Here is a 17712-nt window from a genome sequence, read left to right as displayed (position 1 = left end):
GGCAAAATATGTATAGTTTTGACTTGACATATTAAATATGTTATCTTAAATATATATTTTAGAGTGGAGGTGAGTATTATTTTAGTTAAAGATATAAAACAGGACATAGAAAACATGCCTAGAAAAATTTTAGATATATCTTTGATAGAAGATAATAAAAGTGATTTGACTTTTTTTAACATAGAAGAAGAAGATGGTGACGAGACACTAAAAGCATTAAAGCAGAGCTATGTGACTACAAATTATAAAGAAGAGACACTATTGAACTTACAAGGAGCTTTAAATTCAAAGTCAGACACAACATCAAAGGAATTAAAATTAGAATCATACAAAAGATATAATAATGCACTGGATTTGGCATATAAGAACTATATAACTAGTGCTATTAACATGGTGAATAAGGCTTTAGAAATAAATCCTAAAGATATTGATATACTAAATCTTAGAGGTCTTTTAAAGCTATTAAAATGTGACTTTGCTAAGTCATTTGAGAGCTTTTATACAGCTTTATGTTATGAAAATAACCATATATCGAGAAAATATGTAAATCTAATTTCATCCGAAGATTTTAAAACATTTTTAGGAAGGTACAATCATTCTATAAGATTTATAAATGAAGAATTAAATTATGAGTCAATACATATTTTGGAGAATATAATTGAGGAAGAACCTGAACTAATAGAACCATATGTGATTTTATCTTTGCTGTATGATAAACTAGGCAATGTAAAAAAGAGAGAAGGATACTTAGATAAACTTAAAGAGTTAGATAAGGATAATCCAGTATTTGAAAAGAAAGAGGAAGAAAAAGAAGATACAAGTAAAAAAGAAGAAGTAAAAAAAGTTAAAAAGAAGAAAAATATTTTACCATATATTATAGTTGTTTGTGTTTTAGTAGGTATGGGTGTATATTTGATTCAAAGTAAAAAGAGAATAGAAAATTTAAATAATCAAATAAGTAGTAAAGATGAAAAGCTAAATGAAACTGATAAAAAGCTGGGAGAAACAAGTGAAAAATTAGAAAAAACGAATAAAGAGTTAAGTGAGGCTAAAAATAAAGAACCAGAAAGAGAGATAACTGTAGCTGATGAGGAAGATTTATACTATCAAGCTCTAGATTTAAAGAAAAATAAAGAATATGAAAAAGCCATAGATAATTTTAAAAGTGTAGTTTCTTCTGGGAAAACTAAAAAATATATTTCTGAATCAATATATCAATTAGCCATAACAAATAAGCTATTAGGAAATAAAGATGAAGCTATAAAATATTATAAAAAATATATAAATACTTATACTAAACATGACCAGTATTATGATGATTCATATTATGAGTTAGGGATGCTTTATTATGATAATGGTGATTTAAAAAATGCACAACAAACCTTCTATAGTTTAAGAAGTGAAGTTCCAGACAGCATGTATAACAATTCAAAAATAAAAGAGATTTTAAGTGAAAAATAGGTTTATATAGTTAAGTTTTTTGAAACAACCAAGTATGTATTTTATTAAATTAAAATAAAAATAAATTTAAAAGAGATTGTATCAAATTATAACTTTCTATTTGAAGAAAGATATTTGCTTGTTGAAAAAACTACAAATATGTGATTTGAAGCAATCTCTTTAGTTTTTGGAGGTGGAAAATGAAAGTTTTCAATCAGTTAGTAATAATTTTATGTATATGGGTCATAGGAGAGTATATAAGTTCCTTTATACAGGGAATTATACTTATTCCTGGAAGTATAGTTGGGATGCTATTATTATTCTTGCTACTACAACTTAAGGTATTAGATTTGAGTAGTATAGAAAATATAAGTGGATTTTTCCTTGATAATATGGCTATATTCTTCATCCCAGCAGGTGTGTCACTTATAAAATCATTAGACCTGATAAAGGAAAATGTACTAGTGCTTTTATTAGTCATATGCTTAAGCACACTAATAGTAATGTATGCCACTGGAGTTATAGTGGAAAAAATGATAAAAAAGAAGGAAGAAGGACAAAAAGATGTATAATGTATTACAAACACCAGTGTTTGGTATAATAGTGACAATAGTATTTTTTAATTTAGGGAGATATATCCAACGAAAAACGAACAATCCTATATGTAATCCCATGTTAATTGCAATCGTAGGAATAATAGTGTTTTTAAGCATAACTAAAATTCCTTATGAGAACTACAAGATAGGAGCAGATAGTATAAATTTCTTTCTAGGTCCTGTTACAGTAGTACTTGCAGTTCCACTTTATAAGCAATTTGAATTATTTAAAAAGCATATGGTTGAAATTATTGTAGGTATAGGTTGTGGTATAGTAATTTCTTTTATATCTGTATTGATAATTGGTAAGATAGCTAATTCAGATGTAAGTATTATAAACTCTTTGATTCCAAAATCTATAACAACACCAATGGGAATATCTTTAGCAAATTCCTTAAATGGTATAGAGTCAATAACAGTTGTGGCTATAATTTTTACAGGTATCTTTGGTGGAATGGTTGCTTCTACAGTATTTAAACTTGGAAATATAAATCATCCAGTTGCTAAAGGAATTGCACTTGGAACGTCTGCACATGCTCTAGGGACTACGAAAGCTTTTGAACTTGGAGAAGTAGAAGGAGCTATGAGTGGTGTTTCTATTGGAGTATCTGGTACAATTACAGTAATATTAATTCCAATTATAATGAATTTTATATAAAAATAAAATTAAAATTAGTATTGTGGATACTTAAAACAAAATAAAATAAAAAAATTTTAAAATAAAAAGTGAATGAAAAAAATGCAAATAATGAAATAAAAAAATCATATACTGAAATTATGAAAACAAAAATTTCATTTAGCAATTAATTATGAACAGATAAATATTAAATTTGAATTTGCTAAGATAAGATAAATTACTGTAAAAATAGATATTTAGAAAAGAATACTATAAATTTACTATATTGCAAGTCAAACAATAAATAGTATCATATTGTGCTAGAAGGATTTTTATTTAAAGCATAAATGAGATGATTTGAACGTTTTTAAAGATTAAAATATAAAAAATTGCACTAGACATATATGAAAAAGATACTATAATAGATGATGTAATAGATGACAGTTCAAGAAATTATATAAAAATTTATTTGAAATATTATCTATTACATCAGGAATAATATAATATATGTAAAGATAAGTTTTTAAAATTCTAAAGATTTAGAAAGATTGAAGGGAGAAAGAAATGAGTGAAGTTAAGAATACCCTACAAAAACATCCAGTTTTAAGATATTCAACAATGTTATTTGGGATGTTGATGACATCTATAGGTATAAATGGGTTCTTAAGACCAGCACATCTGCTTAGTGGAGGTGCTACAGGTATAGCAACATCTATAAACTATTTGACAAATATAAATGTGGGTCTATTAACATTTTTAATCAATATCCCAATATTTATTTTAGGGTTCATATACCTTGAAAAAGAGTTTTGTATTTCAAGTTTAGTAAATATGATTGTATTTTCATTATTATTAGGTGCGACTCAGGAAATAAGTCAGATTATACCTATACATGATATATTACTCCAAAGTGTATATGGTGGGATACTATCTGGTTTAGGTGTTGGGGTTGTATTTAGAACTAGGTCTTCCCAAGGTGGTACAGATATAATAGCTGCAATACTAAAAATTAAGAAGAACATAGAAATGAAAGATACTGCTTTAGCAATAAATGGATTAATAGTACTTACAGGAAGTTTCTTATTTGGATTAGATTTAGCATTATATACTCTTATAGGTTTATTTCTAAATGCGTATTCAATGAGCTTCATTAAAGATGCAATGAATTATCAAAAATCTGTTATGGTAATGTCAAATGAAGTCGATTTAATAGCAGAAGATATAATGAAGAGTTTAGTTAGGGGTGTAACTTTTTTAGATGCAGAAGGTGCATATACTCATCAAAAAAAGAAAATTATATATACAATAGTTTCATCAAATGAGATACCAAAGATAAAAGATATAGCTTTGAAGTATGATAAAAAGGCCTTTATATCTGTAAATGATGTCACAGAGGTAAAAGGAAGAGGATTTAAAGCAAAAGATTTATAGAGAATTTTATAGGCTGAGAGCTATAATATATAAATTTATATTATGGCTCTCAGCCTATTTAAATTTAATAGGTGGAAGATAAAGATTTTATTAATGATTTGTGTATCACTTTAAAAGATGCCATTTTAAAATTAAAATTGAAAAAATTACTTAATGTGTAGAAAACATGACCACTATTAGGATATAATAAATTTAATGGATTTAGTAAAATATCTAGTAATAACGTTGGAGGAATGGCATTATGAATTTATCTAAAGAATATGTTAATTTGTATGATAATTATTTGAAATATATAAATGAAGTAAATAAAGAGATTAAAAGTATAAAGAACATGAAAAAACGTGTTTTAAAAAAGGGAGATTTTGCTCCAGAAAATGAAGTATTAGAATTAGAAGGAAAAACAATTCGTGATATAGATGAAGTAGATACAAAAAAACCAAAAAATAAAATATATAAATTTTCAAATGGGGATGTATATGTAGGTAAGTTTTTAGAGGGAAAGATGGAAGGTCAAGGCTCTTATACTTTTTTTGTAGATGAAGGAACAGAAATGGAGTACATAGGAGAGTTTAAACAAGATAAAAAAAATGGAAAAGGAAGTTTTGTATTTTCAAATGGAAATGAATATATAGGTAATTTTGAAGAAGATACAATGAATGGTATTGGAAATATGCTCTATAATAGTAAAGATGAGTATATTGGAACTTGGAAAAATGGTAAGAAGGATGGGAAAGGTATTTACAAGTGGAGTGATGGATGTATATATGCAGGTGAATTTAAAGGTGGAAAGATGGAAGGGTATGGTATTTGTTACAATAGTGAAGGCGAAATACTTTATGAAGGAGAATGGAAGAACAATTTGATTCATGGTAAAGGGACTTATATATGGGAAAAAGGCAAGAAATATGTAGGTGAATTTATGCATGGAAAAAAACATGGGCAAGGAACTTTTTATCTAAATAATGAATTGGTTTATGAAGGGACTTGGAAATTTGATAAACCATCCATTTTTGATAGAACATTAGATGAAATATTTTCTTTAAGACTGTAGCTTTATCTATTAGTAGGTAAAGCTTTTTTATAATACTTAGTAAATTTGAATAGGTATGAATGTTATTTATTAGTATATATTATCATTATTAGTATACTAAATGAATATTAAAAAATTTTAATTCGATTTTATGAAGGAGGGATATATTGAAGAAATTAATTGCATTAGTGTTAGTAATACTTATTGTTTTATTTTATAGTCCTGAATTGTTAGAGGAAGTATATGATTTAAAAGAAAAAATTTCTCAAAGTGAAATATGGAATGAATTTTTAGACAAGATAAATGTAGGTGACAATTCAAAAAAAGATAAAAAAGAAAAAAATCAAAATTTACAATTGAATAATACTGAGAATGAAAATCTAGATGAATCAGATATAAAGAGTTTTGAAAAAATAAGTCTGGGAGACAATTTAAATCAAGTATTATCAAGTATTGGGAAACCTGGAAGAATTGATACTAGTGAATATGGCTTTGATTGGTATGTATATAATCAATATGGAAAAGAATTTGCAATGATTGGTGTTGAAAATAATGAGGTAGTAGCACTTTACAGTAATTCTATGAATTCATGTGAAAACCAAGATATAAAAATAAATCAAGATAGGCAAACAGTGAGAACTAAGATTACACCATTAAAATATAAGAGAAAAGGAAATACTAGATATATAATAAACTCAGAAAATCAATATGATATAATAAGTAAAGAAGGCAAGTATATTACAATTTTCTACGATATTCATGAAAAAAATAGAGTTTGTTCATATTTAATAATTGATAAAAGTACTGAAGATGAGTTTAAAGAATTATATCCAGATGATAGAGAAGAGCTTAAAAAATGTTTTGAACTAGAAGTTATAGACCTTGTAAATAGTGTTAGGAATCAAAGAGGATTAAATTCACTAATATACAGTGAACAAGCTACTTTGAGTTCAAGAAAGCATAGTGAAGATATGAGAGATAATAATTTTTTTGACCATATAAATAAAAATAATGAAACTCCATTTGATAGAATGAAAAGGGAGGGAATCGTATATACTTCGGCTGGGGAAAACATAGCAGCGGGGCAAATTAACGCAATATATGCACATGAAGCTTGGATGAATTCTGAAGGACATAGAAAAAATATTTTGGGGAATTATAATAATATTGGAGTTGGAGTAATATTTGGAGGAAGCTATAAAACATATTACACTCAAAATTTTTATAAATAACTAAAATGTTTGAAAGGAAGTTTAAAAATGACACCATGGAAAAAGAGGACAACATATAAGTGTTTAGTAGCGATAGTCTTGTTTTGTGGAATAATACTAGTATCTAATTTTGGTAAGGTCTCTGCTTTGATGACAGATACTAATGGAAATGTTTTAATTAAGCATGGTTCAAGGGAAAAAAAGTTAATAGCAATTACCTTTGATGATGGACCACATCCAAAAGAAACTAGCCAAGTTTTAGATGTATTAAAGAAATACAATGTAAAAGCTACTTTTTTTATAGCTGGTAAACATGCTCAATGGTATAAAGAACCATTAGTGAGAGCCAGTAAAGAAGGGCATGAAATAGGAAATCACACTTTTAATCACCCTGATATAAGTAATTTAAGCTCTAATCAGATAGAAGAGGAGATTGTTAAGTGTGAAGATATCTTAAAAGAAGTGACTGGAAAGAAACCTACATTATTTAGACCACCATTTGGAAGTTATAGAGAAAAAGACTTAGTAGAAATTGCAAAAAAGCATGACTATAAAGTTGTTTTATGGACAGGTGTAGATGTGAAGGACTGGAAAAATCCTGGAGCTAACAGTATTGCTGATAAAATAATTAATAAAGTACAAAATGGAGATATAATACTTTTACACGATTATGCAACCAATGATACAGTTGAAGCTTTAGATATGTTTATCCCAAAAATGATGGAAAAAGGCTTTAAATTCGTAACAGTTTCTGAGTTAATAAAATAATTTTTAGGGGGGGATTTTAGTATGATTCTAATGATAGACAATTATGATTCTTTTGTGTATAACCTAGTACAATACATAGAAGAATTAGGGGAAATAGTCGTAGTAAAGAGAAATAATGAAATCAAAATAAGTGATATTGAAGAACTTAATCCAGAGGTAATTGTATTATCTCCAGGACCATGTTCTCCAAAAGAAGCTGGTGTTTGCATAGATATTGTTAACTATTTTAAAGGGAAAAAGCCTATACTAGGAATTTGTTTGGGTCACCAAACTATTGGACATGTTTTTGGAGGAGATATTATAAAGGCACAGCAACCTGTACATGGAAAAGTGCATAGTATAAACCATATTAATAAAGGGGTTTTTAGTGGTCTTAAGAATCCTTTGAATGTCACTAGGTATCATTCACTAATAATTGATTCTAATAAAGTTCCTGAAGAACTAGAAGTTACAGCAACAACTGATAAAGGTGAAATAATGGGAATTAGACATAAAAAATACTTAATAGAAGGAGTACAATTTCATCCAGAAGCTATTTTATCAGAGTATGGTCATGAGATGCTGAAAAACTTTATAACAGAAGCTAGAGAAAGGATACATATGTAATATGATAAGAGAGATAAACACTAAACTTAATTCTTTTGAGATATTTACTATTTTTAGAAACGAACATGACAGTTTTATATTAGACAGTGCTATGGATAAAGAAAAATTAGGAAGATATTCTTTTATAAGTAGTAAGCCATTTAAGGTATTAAAATATAAAGATACTGACGAAAATCCATTAGAATTTTTAAAAGAAGAACTAAATAAATATAGAGTTAAAAATGATACTAACCTTCCATTTATAGGAGGAGCTGTAGGATATTTGTCTTATGATTTAGGTAATTATATGGAAGAATTGCCTAGAAGTGCTATAGATGATATTGGGATGCCTGATATGTATTTTGGTTTGTACAATCATGTAATAGTTGTAGACCATCTTATGGAAAAAACTTACATAGCTACTCCAAATATAGATATGAAATTAGAAGAAAAGATAGTTGATGACATCGAACAAAAAATACTAAAAGAAGAAGAAAAAGGCATAGATAATATATGTTATCAAGAAAAAGAAGTTAAACCTATAAGACTTAAATCTAATTTCACAAAGAAAGAATTTAAAAATGCAGTTCAAAATGTTAGAGAGTACATAAGACAAGGGGATATATATCAAGCAAACTTAACACAAAGGTTCAGTGGAGAAACAGAACTTACAAGCTTTGAACTATACAGAGATTTAAGAAGATTTAGTCCAGCACCATTTGGAGCATTTTTAAACTTTGATGATGTACATATATTATCAAACTCTCCAGAAAGATTTATAAGATGTATTGATAAGAAAATAGAAACTAGACCAATAAAAGGTACTCGTCCAAGAGGTAAGGATAGGGAAGAAGACTTAAAGCTTCAACAAGAACTTAAAAATAGTGAAAAAGATAGAGCTGAATTACTTATGATAGTGGACTTAGAAAGAAATGATATTGGTAGAATATCTAAAACAGGAAGTGTAAAAGTTCCAGAACTATTTGTAATTGAACCATATGCAAATGTAAATCACTTAGTTTCAACAGTTGTAGGTGAATTAAAAGACGATAAGGATGCTACTGATATAATAAAAGCTACTTTTCCAGGTGGTTCTATAACAGGAGCACCTAAGATTAGAGCAATGGAAATTATAGATGAATTGGAGCCAACACAAAGAAGTGTATATACTGGTTCAATAGGTTATATAGGTTTTAATGGTGATATGGATTTTAATATAGCAATTAGAACAATAATAAAAGATGATAGAAAGGTTTATTTCCAAGTTGGAGGAGGAATGACTTGGGATTCTGACCCAGATGAAGAATATCAAGAAACAATGGATAAAGCAAAATCTATAATGAAGGCTTTGAGGGGTTATTATGAAGAATAATGTAGGTTTTGATAGCAGTTTAAGTAAGTTTGGAATTGGTTTATTTGAAACTATTAAAGTTGAACATGGTATAGCAATAGATTTAAATCTTCATATAGAAAGAATGCTTAATTCAATAAGGTGTTTAGAACTAGATATAAAGCATGAAAAAGACTTCTTGATAAATGAGATTAATACATATATAAAAAAAGAAACTATTGTTGATAAAGCACTTAGAATTACTGTTTTTGATAAAGGTTATAATATATCTATCAGAGATATCCCATATAATCAAGAAACATATGAAAAGGGCTTTAAATTAACTGTCTCACCAATCATTAGAGGAGATAGTTTGATTCATAGACATAAAACTACAAATTATTTTGAAAATATATATACTAAAAATTTTGCAAATAAAGATGGTTATGATGATGGTATATTTGTAAATTCAGAGGGTGTAATCTTAGAATGCTCTATGAGTAATATATTTTTTATAAAAGGAGAAATAGTATACACTCCTAGTGGTAAATTACCAATATTAAATGGAATAATAAAAAAGAGGATTATAAATATTTGTGACGAATTACATATAGAGTTGGTAGAAAATGAAATTAATATATCAGAAATTAGTAGTTTTGATTTTGTTTTTGTCACAAATAGTCTTATGGGAGCTATGAAAGTTACAGAAATTGACAAAATAAAATTTTATGAAAAAAATGCTATTTTCGATAAAATAGTAGAATATTTAAAGTAAATTAAAATATTAACAATTTGTTGGAGATAAGAAATGATAAGTTGTGTTTATAAGGTATATAGTGAAGAGATAACAATGATAATAGAAAATCCAAATACTTTAGCAGTATTTTTGGTTGGTTCTAGTAAAGACTTAGATTTTACTCTTCACGATGTAGAAATAAATGATATTGATATATTCGTTTTTGTAAAAAAAGGGGAAAAACAAGAGCGAGTACTGTTTGAAAAAGAGGGAATAGAATTTGACATAAACTATTTTTCAAGAGATGGTGTAAAAAAATTATTATCAGATAGAGAGTATTTCTTTATTAAAGAGATGAAGGATGCTAAAGTTCTATTTGATAAAGAGCAGATATCAAAGAATATAAAGGATATAAGTAGGGATATTTACCTAAAAGGGCCTAAAAAAATGTCACTGGAAGAAAAGTCTTTTTTAAAACAAGATATTGGGGGAAAAATATCAAATTTAAAAAATAAAGAAAAATTTGATGCTTTTGAATATCATTTTTTGACGAATTTATATTTAAAAGATATAATAATTGGGTACTTTAATATAAATGATAATTGGGTACCAAAAGATAAAAAATTGCTAAAAGTTTTGGAAAAAGAAAATAATGAGCTTTTTGAACTAGTATCAAAGGTAAGTGAAAGTTATGACTATCAAAAACTTTTAGATGTGTATAATTATATTTTTAAAGAAATTGAGACAAAAGAGATTATAAAACTAATCTTCTAGTCACAAATCAATGGGGGGAGTTTAAATGAATAAAGTTGATAAAGAAAAGATACAACATGCAGTAAAGGAAATATTGGAGGCAATTGGAGAAGACCCAGATAGAGAAGGTCTAATTGAGACTCCAAATAGAGTTGCTAGAATGTATGAAGAGATATTTTCAGGTCTTACTGAAGAACCAAGAGACCATTTAAAAGTTCTTTTTGCAGATGAGAAACATGAAGAATTAGTCTTGGTAAAAGATATTCCATTTTATTCATGTTGTGAACATCACTTAGTTCCTTTTTTTGGAAAAGCTCATATTGCTTATTTACCAAAAGGAGGAAGACTTACAGGTCTTTCTAAACTTGCTAGAGTAATAGATACATTGGCAAAAAGACCACAATTACAAGAAAGAATTACTAAAAATGCTGCAGATATAATAATGGAAGAATTACAGCCTTATGGTGTTTTAGTTGTAGTGGAAGCAGAGCATATGTGTATGACAATGAGGGGTGTGAAAAAGCCAGGTTCAAAAACTGTTACATCAGCAGTAAGAGGTATATTTGAAAAGGATATTGCATCTAGAGCTGAGGCGATGAGTCTTATTACTATGAAATAGTAGTTGTTGTAGATATAATCATTTGTTGAGATATAAAATTTAATTTAAGGGAGTGTCAGTAATTGTGTTTGATTATGGTAAAAGAACTTATATAATGGGAATATTAAATGTAACTCCAGATAGTTTTTCAGATGGAGGAGATTTTAATAACTTAGACATAGCAATAAAACACGCAAAAGATATGGTTGACCAAGGCGCTGATATAATAGACTTAGGAGGAGAATCTACACGTCCAGGTCATAGTTATGTAGACTCAGATGAAGAACTAAGAAGAGTAATCCCTGTAATAAAAAAACTTAAACAAGAATTAGATATACCAATATCAATAGATACTTATAAGGCAGATGTTGCAGAAGAAGCACTAAAATTAGGTGTTACTATGGTAAATGATGTTTGGGGTCTTAGAAAAGATAAAAATATGGCCTCTGTAATAGGTAAATATGATGCAGAAGTATGTATAATGCACAATCAAGATGGGACAAAATATGAAAAAGATATAATGGAGTCAATAAGGGACTTTTTTGAAGAAAGCATAGAAATGGCAATTAGCTGTGGAGTAAAAAAAGAAAAAATAGTACTTGACCCAGGAATAGGATTTGGTAAGGATTTTGAACAGAATATAGAGGTATTAAGAAGGTTAGGCGAATTGAAAGACTTAAGCTATCCTATTTTACTTGGCACATCTAGAAAATCGGTAATAGGTAAGGTCCTTCCAGTTGAACCCAAAAAAAGATTGGAAGGTACAATAGCTACTACTGTACTAGGTATAAGAGATGGTGTAGATATAGTTAGAGTACACGATGTTTATGAAAACTTAATGGCAGCTAGAATGACTGATGCAATATATAGAAAGTAGGTATAATATAATGGATAAAATATTACTTAGTAATCTAGGATTCTATGGATATCATGGTGTGCTTAAAGAAGAAAATTTTCTAGGTCAGAAATTTTTTATCGACATGGAGCTTTATGTTGATTCAAGAGAGGCTGGACTTAGTGATGATATAAATAAATCTGTAAACTATGCTGAGGTTTACAGTGTTGTTAAGGATATTACTGAAAATAAACAATTTAATCTTTTGGAGGCTTTAGCAGAAAATATTGCAGAAGAGGTCTTAAATAAATTTGTGCTTATAAATGGAGTCATGGTTAGGGTTAGAAAACCAGAAGCTCCTGTGAATGGAATTTATGACTATTTTGGTGTTGAGATAAGGAGAACAAGAGATGAATAAGGCTTATTTGGGAATAGGTACTAATATGGGGGATAGATTTAATAATTTATCAGAGGCATGTGAGCTTTTAAGAAATAGTGAATCTATCTATAATGTAAAAGAATCAGGATTATATGAAACAAAACCATGGGGATATACAGAACAAGCAGATTTTCTAAATATGTGTGTAGAAATAGAAACAGAGTTTGAACCATATGAGTTGTTAGAATATTGTCAAAAAATAGAGAGAGAACTACACAGAGAGAGAATAGTACGCTGGGGTCCAAGAACTATAGATGTAGATATACTATTTTTTAATGATGTAGTCTCTACTGACGAAAAACTATTAATACCTCATCCAAGGATTCAAGACAGAGCTTTCGTTTTGATACCACTTATGGATTTAAATGAAGAACTTCTAATAAATGAAAAATCAATAAAAGAACATTTAAACCTCCTATCTGCTGAAGAAAGAGAAGAAGTAAAGGAGCTTGTAGGTTATGAAAGAAAACCTATTTAATGGTAATTCAAAAATAGAGATAAAAACAAATAATAAAGAGATAGTTGTAAAAAAAGACAAACTTATAATAGCTGGACCATGTGCAATAGAGAGTTATGAGCAACTTTTAATGACTGCTAAATTTGTAAAAAGTCATGGTGCAAATATTTTAAGAGGTGGAGCATATAAGCCAAGAACATCACCAAACTCATTTCAAGGATTAAAAAAAGAAGGTCTTGAAATATTAAAAGCAGTCAAAAAAGAGGTTGGCATAGCTGTTATTACAGAACTTATGGATGTAAGAGATATGGACGACCTGTATAGTATAAGTGATATAATTCAAATTGGCTCAAGAAATATGCAAAACTTTACACTTTTAAGTGAAGTAGGAAGACAAAACAAACCTGTTATGTTAAAAAGAGGAATAGCATCGACAATTACTGAATGGATAGGTGCTGCAGAATATATAGCAATAGAAGGAAATAGCAATATTATAATGTGTGAGAGAGGTATAAGAACATATAATGATTATACTAGAAATACATTAGATTTAGCTGCTGTACCTATTATCCAAAAAGAAACAGGTCTTCCTGTTGTGGTAGATCCAAGTCATGCTACTGGAATTAGATACTTGATAAAACCTATGTCAATGGCATCACTTGCATGTGGAGCTGATGGAATAATGGTAGAAGTGCACCCTGACCCAGAAAATGCTCTATCAGATGGTGCCCAATCTCTTTGTTTTGATGAGTTTGAAGATTTAATGGAATCAATTAAGAATTATTAAAAGAGGCAAAAGCCTCTTTTTTATTCGTAATGGTTATTGATACGAATTTACAGGTTATATATAATTTAATAGTTAGACCATTTGATATAAATAAAGACTTAATATTGATATAATTAATATAAAAAATAAAAATTTTTTGATTAATAAGAAGGATATCAATAAAAAAAGTCGAATTCTGTATATTGAGTGATTGACAAATTTAGAATATAGTGTAGAATAGAAATGTTAACACAAAAAATTACACCAGAAGGTGATAATATGAATGATATAAAAGACATTATTGAAGAAATAAAGGCTAGATGCGATATAGCAAGTATAATATCTGAATATATGAATATAAAACAATCTGGAGCTAATTATAAAGGATTATGTCCATTTCATGGTGAAAAGACACCATCTTTTTATATAAACACATCAAAACAAATTTATAAATGTTTTGGATGTGGAGAAGGTGGAGATGTAATAAATTTCGTCATGAAAATGGAAAATTTGGATTTTATGGATGCTGTAAAAATTTTAGCAAATAAATGTGGTATAGAAATTAACACTAACATGAATGAAGAGACTAGAATTAAAATAGAAAAATCTAAAAAATTCCAAGATATTCACACAGAAGCTGCTAGATTTTATCTTTCAAACTTGTTGGGAAGTAAAAATCTTGGGTATGAATATCTAAGAATAAGAGGACTAGATGATAAAATTATTAAGAAATTTGGTTTAGGATTTTCTTTAGATTCATGGAATTCACTTATGAATACTTTAATCAGTAAAGGATATAAAAAACAAGATTTATTGGAGTGCGGTCTAATTGCAAAAAACAGAGATGGAACTAATTGCTATGATAAATTTAGAAATAGAGTTATGTTTCCTATATTCGATTATAGAGGAAATATAATAGGATTTGGGGGAAGAGTATTAGATGATTCGTTGCCAAAATACTTAAATTCTCCAGACACAATAATTTTTAATAAAAAACAGAACTTATATGGATTAAACTTTGCTAGAAAAAATTTAGAGAGTAAAACTATAGTCTTAGTTGAAGGATATATGGATTTAATTTCGCTTTATCAGTATGGCATAAGAAATGTAGTAGCAACCCTTGGAACAGCCTTGACTGAACAACAAGGCATTTTAATAAAGAGATATGCGGACACTGCTATTATATCTTATGATTCTGATGAACCAGGAATAAAAGCAACTTTAAGAGCTATGGATATACTTACTAAATTAGGTATTAATGTAAAAGTATTGGATTTAAAAGATGCTAAAGACCCAGATGAATTTGTAAGAAAATATGGACTTAATGATTATAAAAAAGCTATGGATGTTTCTACTCACTACATAAAATATAAAATAGATCATCTTAAAAAAGAATTTAATATTCAAAAAGATGAAGAACGAGTGAAGTTCGCAAAAGAAGCTTCTAAGATTATAAAACAATTGACAAGTCCTGTTGAAATTGATTTTTATACAAAGTATTTAAGCAATCAAATAGATATTAATGTCGAGTCTATAAAGAGAGAAGTGTATGGTAAAAATTATAATAAGCCATATAACAACAAAAATCAAAAGAAAGCAGAAGAAAAAATAATTGAAAAAGTCGAAGTCAGACAAGATGGAAAACAATTAGTTGAAGAGACTCTAATAAAAATAATGTTAGAAGATAAAAAAATTAGAGAAATAGCGTTACTAAAAGTAGAAGAAAGTGATTTTTTATTGAAAGAAAGTAAAGAAATTTTAAATTACATGATTAAAAATCAAGAATTGGACAAAATAACTATTGACAAATTGAAAAGTTTAAACATATCCGAAGAATACTTAAAAGAATTAAATTCAATTTCTTTGAATAGTATAAACTTAGAGAACACAAAAGAAATAGAAGGAATAGTAACAAATATCAGAAAAAATTCATTAGAAGAACAAATTAACAGCTTGTTGAGAGAGCAACAAGAATTAGAAAATAATAATGATATGAAAGAGGTAGATGGTAGAGTTATGGAAATTGCTTTAAAAATAGTTGATATAAATAAAATTTTAAAGAGCTTGTAGAGAAAGGAGGTTTGAGTGTGGAAAATAAATCGAATAAAAAAGAGTTAAAAAAAGTTACTGCTAAGACATTAATAGAAAAAGGAAAAAAGCAAGGTTCATTAACACTTGCAGAGATAATGGAAGCTTTTTCAGAGACTGAACTTGATAAGGACCAAGTAGAGAATCTTTATGAGACTTTAGGAAATCTGGGAATAGAAATAACAGAAACAAAAAATTATAAAGCTGATATAGATTTTTCGACTACTGATGATGATTTAAGTATTAGCAACCTGGATGAAGATACAGAAGCGATTTCACATGAAGACTCTTCTGCAATAGAAATAGAAACTGTGGATTTATCTTTACCAAAAGGGATAAGTATAGATGACCCTGTTAGAATGTACCTAAAAGAAATAGGAAAAATTCCTCTACTTAAACCACATGAAGAAGTTGAATTTGCTAGGAGAATGCACGAAGGTGATGAGATAGCGAAACAAAGGTTAGTTGAGGCAAACTTAAGATTGGTTGTAAGTATAGCAAAAAGATATGTAGGAAGAGGTATGCTTTTCTTAGATTTAATACAAGAGGGAAATTTAGGTCTTATAAAAGCAGTCGAAAAATTTGACTATACAAAAGGATATAAGTTTAGTACTTATGCAACATGGTGGATAAGACAAGCCATAACACGTGCCATTGCAGACCAAGCTAGAACTATAAGAATACCAGTTCATATGGTAGAGACTATAAATAAGCTAATAAGAGTATCAAGACAACTACTTCAAGAACTTGGAAGAGACCCAAAACCAGAAGAAATTGCAAAAGAAATGGAAATGACAGAAGATAAAGTAAGAGAAATAATGAAAATAGCTCAAGACCCTGTGTCTTTAGAAACACCAATAGGAGAAGAAGAAGATAGTCATTTAGGAGACTTTATTCCAGATGATGATGCTCCAGCCCCAGCAGAGGCAGCAGCATATTCTTTACTAAAAGAACAAATAGAAGATGTACTTGGCTCATTAAATGATAGAGAGCAAAAAGTATTAAAACTTAGATTTGGCCTTGAAGATGGTAGAGCTAGGACTCTTGAAGAAGTTGGAAAAGAGTTTGATGTAACTAGGGAAAGAATAAGACAGATAGAAGCAAAAGCACTAAGAAAATTAAGACATCCAAGTAGATCAAAAAAACTTAGAGATTATTTAGATTAAAAAGATACATCATTAATGTTTTTGTTATAAAGGCCATGGGATAAGTGATATCTCATGGCTATTTTGTAGTAGAGATTTAATTTTATTTTTTATAATAACCTTAATTTAATGATTATAATTTAATATAAAGACTATAAATGAAGGCAATTGAAAGGAGATATATATTTGAAATTAACAGATAGATTATTAAAAATAGCATCATTGGTATCAGATGGTAAAAAAATAGCTGACATAGGAACTGACCATGGATATATACCAGTATATTTGTTAAAAGAGGGAAGAGTACCATTTGCAGTATTGGCAGATGTTAATAAAGGGCCTCTTGACAATGCACATAAAGAGGTCATACAGAACAATCTTTTAGATAAGGTTGATTTACGACTGGGTTCTGGTATAGAGGTTCTTGAAGTAGGAGAAATAGAAGAAATAATAATTGCTGGTATGGGTGGAATTTTGATAAGTGAACTTCTTGAAGCTAAAAAACAAGTGGCGCATAATGTAGAAAAATTGATACTACAACCTATGCAAGCACAAGAAGAACTCAGACGTTATCTTTTAAATAATGGTTATGAAATCTCAGAAGAAGTTTTGGTGAGAGAAGATTTTAGGATATATGAAATAATAGTTGCCAAATACACAGGTAAAAATACTATAATAGAAGATGAGATATATTTTGAAACTGGAATAAAACTTTTAGAAAATAAGGACTCTCTTTTTAATGAATTTATAGAAAAAAAGATAAAGACATATAGTGCTATAGTTAATAACCTAGAAGGAAAGAATGGGGAAGCAATAGACAAGAAGAGAGAAGATAGTAAGACTGCAATAAAAAAACTTGAAAATTTAATAAAATAAATTGGAGGCATA

At 28.3% G+C, this 17712-nt stretch carries 19 protein-coding genes; all 19 read left to right on the top strand.

Annotated elements, in window-relative coordinates:
• The first annotated feature begins 63 nt into the window (after positions 1-63).
• The 19 genes from Q3223_RS15680 (at position 64) to Q3223_RS15590 (ending at position 17700) form a co-directional block, all read left to right on the top strand.
• A complete protein-coding gene (locus Q3223_RS15680; protein WP_407812179.1) occupies positions 64-1461 on the top strand; it encodes a tetratricopeptide repeat protein in 1398 nt (465 codons plus the stop codon).
• A gap of 179 nt (positions 1462-1640) precedes the next feature.
• A complete protein-coding gene (locus tag Q3223_RS15675; protein WP_054269922.1) occupies positions 1641-2012 on the top strand; it encodes a CidA/LrgA family protein in 372 nt (123 codons plus the stop codon).
• A complete protein-coding gene (locus Q3223_RS15670) occupies positions 2005-2694 on the top strand; it encodes an LrgB family protein (protein ID WP_054269923.1) in 690 nt (229 codons plus the stop codon). The genes Q3223_RS15675 and Q3223_RS15670 overlap by 8 nt, the downstream gene beginning before the upstream one ends.
• Positions 2695-3216: 522 nt before the next feature.
• Positions 3217-4083 carry a YitT family protein gene (locus Q3223_RS15665; protein ID WP_054269924.1) on the top strand — a complete coding sequence of 289 codons (867 nt, stop codon included), beginning with the start codon at positions 3217-3219 and terminating at the stop codon, positions 4081-4083.
• Between the two features lie 241 nt (positions 4084-4324).
• Positions 4325-5134 carry an MORN repeat-containing protein gene (locus Q3223_RS15660; protein WP_054269925.1) on the top strand — a complete coding sequence of 270 codons (810 nt, stop codon included), beginning with the start codon at positions 4325-4327 and terminating at the stop codon, positions 5132-5134.
• Between the two features lie 146 nt (positions 5135-5280).
• Positions 5281-6345, top strand: coding sequence for a CAP domain-containing protein (locus tag Q3223_RS15655; protein ID WP_407812178.1), 1065 nt, complete (start codon positions 5281-5283; stop codon positions 6343-6345).
• Between the two features lie 27 nt (positions 6346-6372).
• The gene (locus tag Q3223_RS15650; RefSeq protein WP_167640092.1) at positions 6373-7092 is read left to right on the top strand and encodes a polysaccharide deacetylase family protein; all 720 of its coding nucleotides are present in this window, start codon (positions 6373-6375) and stop codon (positions 7090-7092) included.
• A 21-nt stretch (positions 7093-7113) separates the two neighbouring features.
• Positions 7114-7698 carry an aminodeoxychorismate/anthranilate synthase component II gene (locus Q3223_RS15645; RefSeq protein ID WP_223152499.1) on the top strand — a complete coding sequence of 195 codons (585 nt, stop codon included), beginning with the start codon at positions 7114-7116 and terminating at the stop codon, positions 7696-7698.
• 1 nt (position 7699) lies between these two features.
• Positions 7700-9049, top strand: coding sequence for an aminodeoxychorismate synthase component I (pabB, locus tag Q3223_RS15640; protein WP_407812177.1), 1350 nt, complete (start codon positions 7700-7702; stop codon positions 9047-9049).
• Positions 9039-9782, top strand: coding sequence for an aminotransferase class IV (locus tag Q3223_RS15635; protein ID WP_054269930.1), 744 nt, complete (start codon positions 9039-9041; stop codon positions 9780-9782). The genes pabB and Q3223_RS15635 overlap by 11 nt, the downstream gene beginning before the upstream one ends.
• 33 nt (positions 9783-9815) lie before the next feature.
• On the top strand, positions 9816-10517 hold the full coding sequence (locus Q3223_RS15630; protein ID WP_407812176.1) for a hypothetical protein: 702 nt from the start codon (positions 9816-9818) through the stop codon (positions 10515-10517).
• 25 nt (positions 10518-10542) lie between these two features.
• Positions 10543-11115, top strand: coding sequence for a GTP cyclohydrolase I FolE (gene folE / locus Q3223_RS15625; protein ID WP_407812175.1), 573 nt, complete (start codon positions 10543-10545; stop codon positions 11113-11115).
• 64 nt (positions 11116-11179) lie between these two features.
• Complete coding sequence (gene folP / locus Q3223_RS15620; protein WP_161803367.1) at positions 11180-11971, top strand: dihydropteroate synthase; 792 nt, start codon at positions 11180-11182, stop codon at positions 11969-11971.
• A gap of 10 nt (positions 11972-11981) precedes the next feature.
• On the top strand, positions 11982-12347 hold the full coding sequence (folB, locus tag Q3223_RS15615) for a dihydroneopterin aldolase (RefSeq protein WP_054269969.1): 366 nt from the start codon (positions 11982-11984) through the stop codon (positions 12345-12347).
• Positions 12340-12846: a 2-amino-4-hydroxy-6-hydroxymethyldihydropteridine diphosphokinase gene (folK, locus tag Q3223_RS15610; protein ID WP_054269933.1), complete on the top strand. Its 507-nt coding sequence runs from the start codon at positions 12340-12342 to the stop codon at positions 12844-12846. Before folB ends, folK begins: the two co-directional genes overlap by 8 nt.
• Positions 12827-13612, top strand: a complete 786-nt coding sequence (gene aroF, locus Q3223_RS15605; RefSeq protein WP_219673528.1) for a 3-deoxy-7-phosphoheptulonate synthase — start codon at positions 12827-12829, stop codon at positions 13610-13612. The genes folK and aroF overlap by 20 nt, the downstream gene beginning before the upstream one ends.
• Positions 13613-13870: 258 nt before the next feature.
• Entirely contained in the window at positions 13871-15661 is a 1791-nt protein-coding gene (gene dnaG, locus Q3223_RS15600) for a DNA primase (protein ID WP_054269935.1), read from the top strand.
• Positions 15662-15678: 17 nt separating this feature from the next.
• A complete protein-coding gene (gene rpoD / locus Q3223_RS15595) occupies positions 15679-16845 on the top strand; it encodes an RNA polymerase sigma factor RpoD (RefSeq protein ID WP_054269936.1) in 1167 nt (388 codons plus the stop codon).
• 165 nt (positions 16846-17010) lie between these two features.
• A complete protein-coding gene (locus Q3223_RS15590) occupies positions 17011-17700 on the top strand; it encodes a class I SAM-dependent methyltransferase (RefSeq protein WP_054269937.1) in 690 nt (229 codons plus the stop codon).
• Positions 17701-17712: the final 12 nt, after the last annotated feature.

The organism is Clostridioides sp. GD02367 (assembly GCF_045900275.1).
Lineage (GTDB): Bacteria > Bacillota > Clostridia > Peptostreptococcales > Peptostreptococcaceae > Clostridioides > Clostridioides difficile_A.
This window is presented reverse-complemented; position numbering and strand designations above follow the sequence as displayed.

What these genes read in the sequence shown, in the direction of transcription:
- Q3223_RS15660 (WP_054269925.1), top strand. Translation starts at nt 4,325, where the DNA reads ATGAATTTATCTAAAGAATATGTTAATTTGTATGATAATTATTTGAAA.
- Q3223_RS15675 (WP_054269922.1), top strand. Translation starts at nt 1,641, where the DNA reads ATGAAAGTTTTCAATCAGTTAGTAATAATTTTATGTATATGGGTCATA.
- Q3223_RS15645 (WP_223152499.1), top strand. Translation starts at nt 7,114, where the DNA reads ATGATTCTAATGATAGACAATTATGATTCTTTTGTGTATAACCTAGTA.
- pabB (WP_407812177.1), top strand. Translation starts at nt 7,700, where the DNA reads ATGATAAGAGAGATAAACACTAAACTTAATTCTTTTGAGATATTTACT.
- Q3223_RS15670 (WP_054269923.1), top strand. Translation starts at nt 2,005, where the DNA reads ATGTATAATGTATTACAAACACCAGTGTTTGGTATAATAGTGACAATA.
- Q3223_RS15650 (WP_167640092.1), top strand. Translation starts at nt 6,373, where the DNA reads ATGACACCATGGAAAAAGAGGACAACATATAAGTGTTTAGTAGCGATA.
- Q3223_RS15665 (WP_054269924.1), top strand. Translation starts at nt 3,217, where the DNA reads ATGAGTGAAGTTAAGAATACCCTACAAAAACATCCAGTTTTAAGATAT.
- Q3223_RS15635 (WP_054269930.1), top strand. Translation starts at nt 9,039, where the DNA reads ATGAAGAATAATGTAGGTTTTGATAGCAGTTTAAGTAAGTTTGGAATT.
- folE (WP_407812175.1), top strand. Translation starts at nt 10,543, where the DNA reads ATGAATAAAGTTGATAAAGAAAAGATACAACATGCAGTAAAGGAAATA.
- folB (WP_054269969.1), top strand. Translation starts at nt 11,982, where the DNA reads ATGGATAAAATATTACTTAGTAATCTAGGATTCTATGGATATCATGGT.
- Q3223_RS15630 (WP_407812176.1), top strand. Translation starts at nt 9,816, where the DNA reads ATGATAAGTTGTGTTTATAAGGTATATAGTGAAGAGATAACAATGATA.
- aroF (WP_219673528.1), top strand. Translation starts at nt 12,827, where the DNA reads ATGAAAGAAAACCTATTTAATGGTAATTCAAAAATAGAGATAAAAACA.
- folK (WP_054269933.1), top strand. Translation starts at nt 12,340, where the DNA reads ATGAATAAGGCTTATTTGGGAATAGGTACTAATATGGGGGATAGATTT.
- dnaG (WP_054269935.1), top strand. Translation starts at nt 13,871, where the DNA reads ATGAATGATATAAAAGACATTATTGAAGAAATAAAGGCTAGATGCGAT.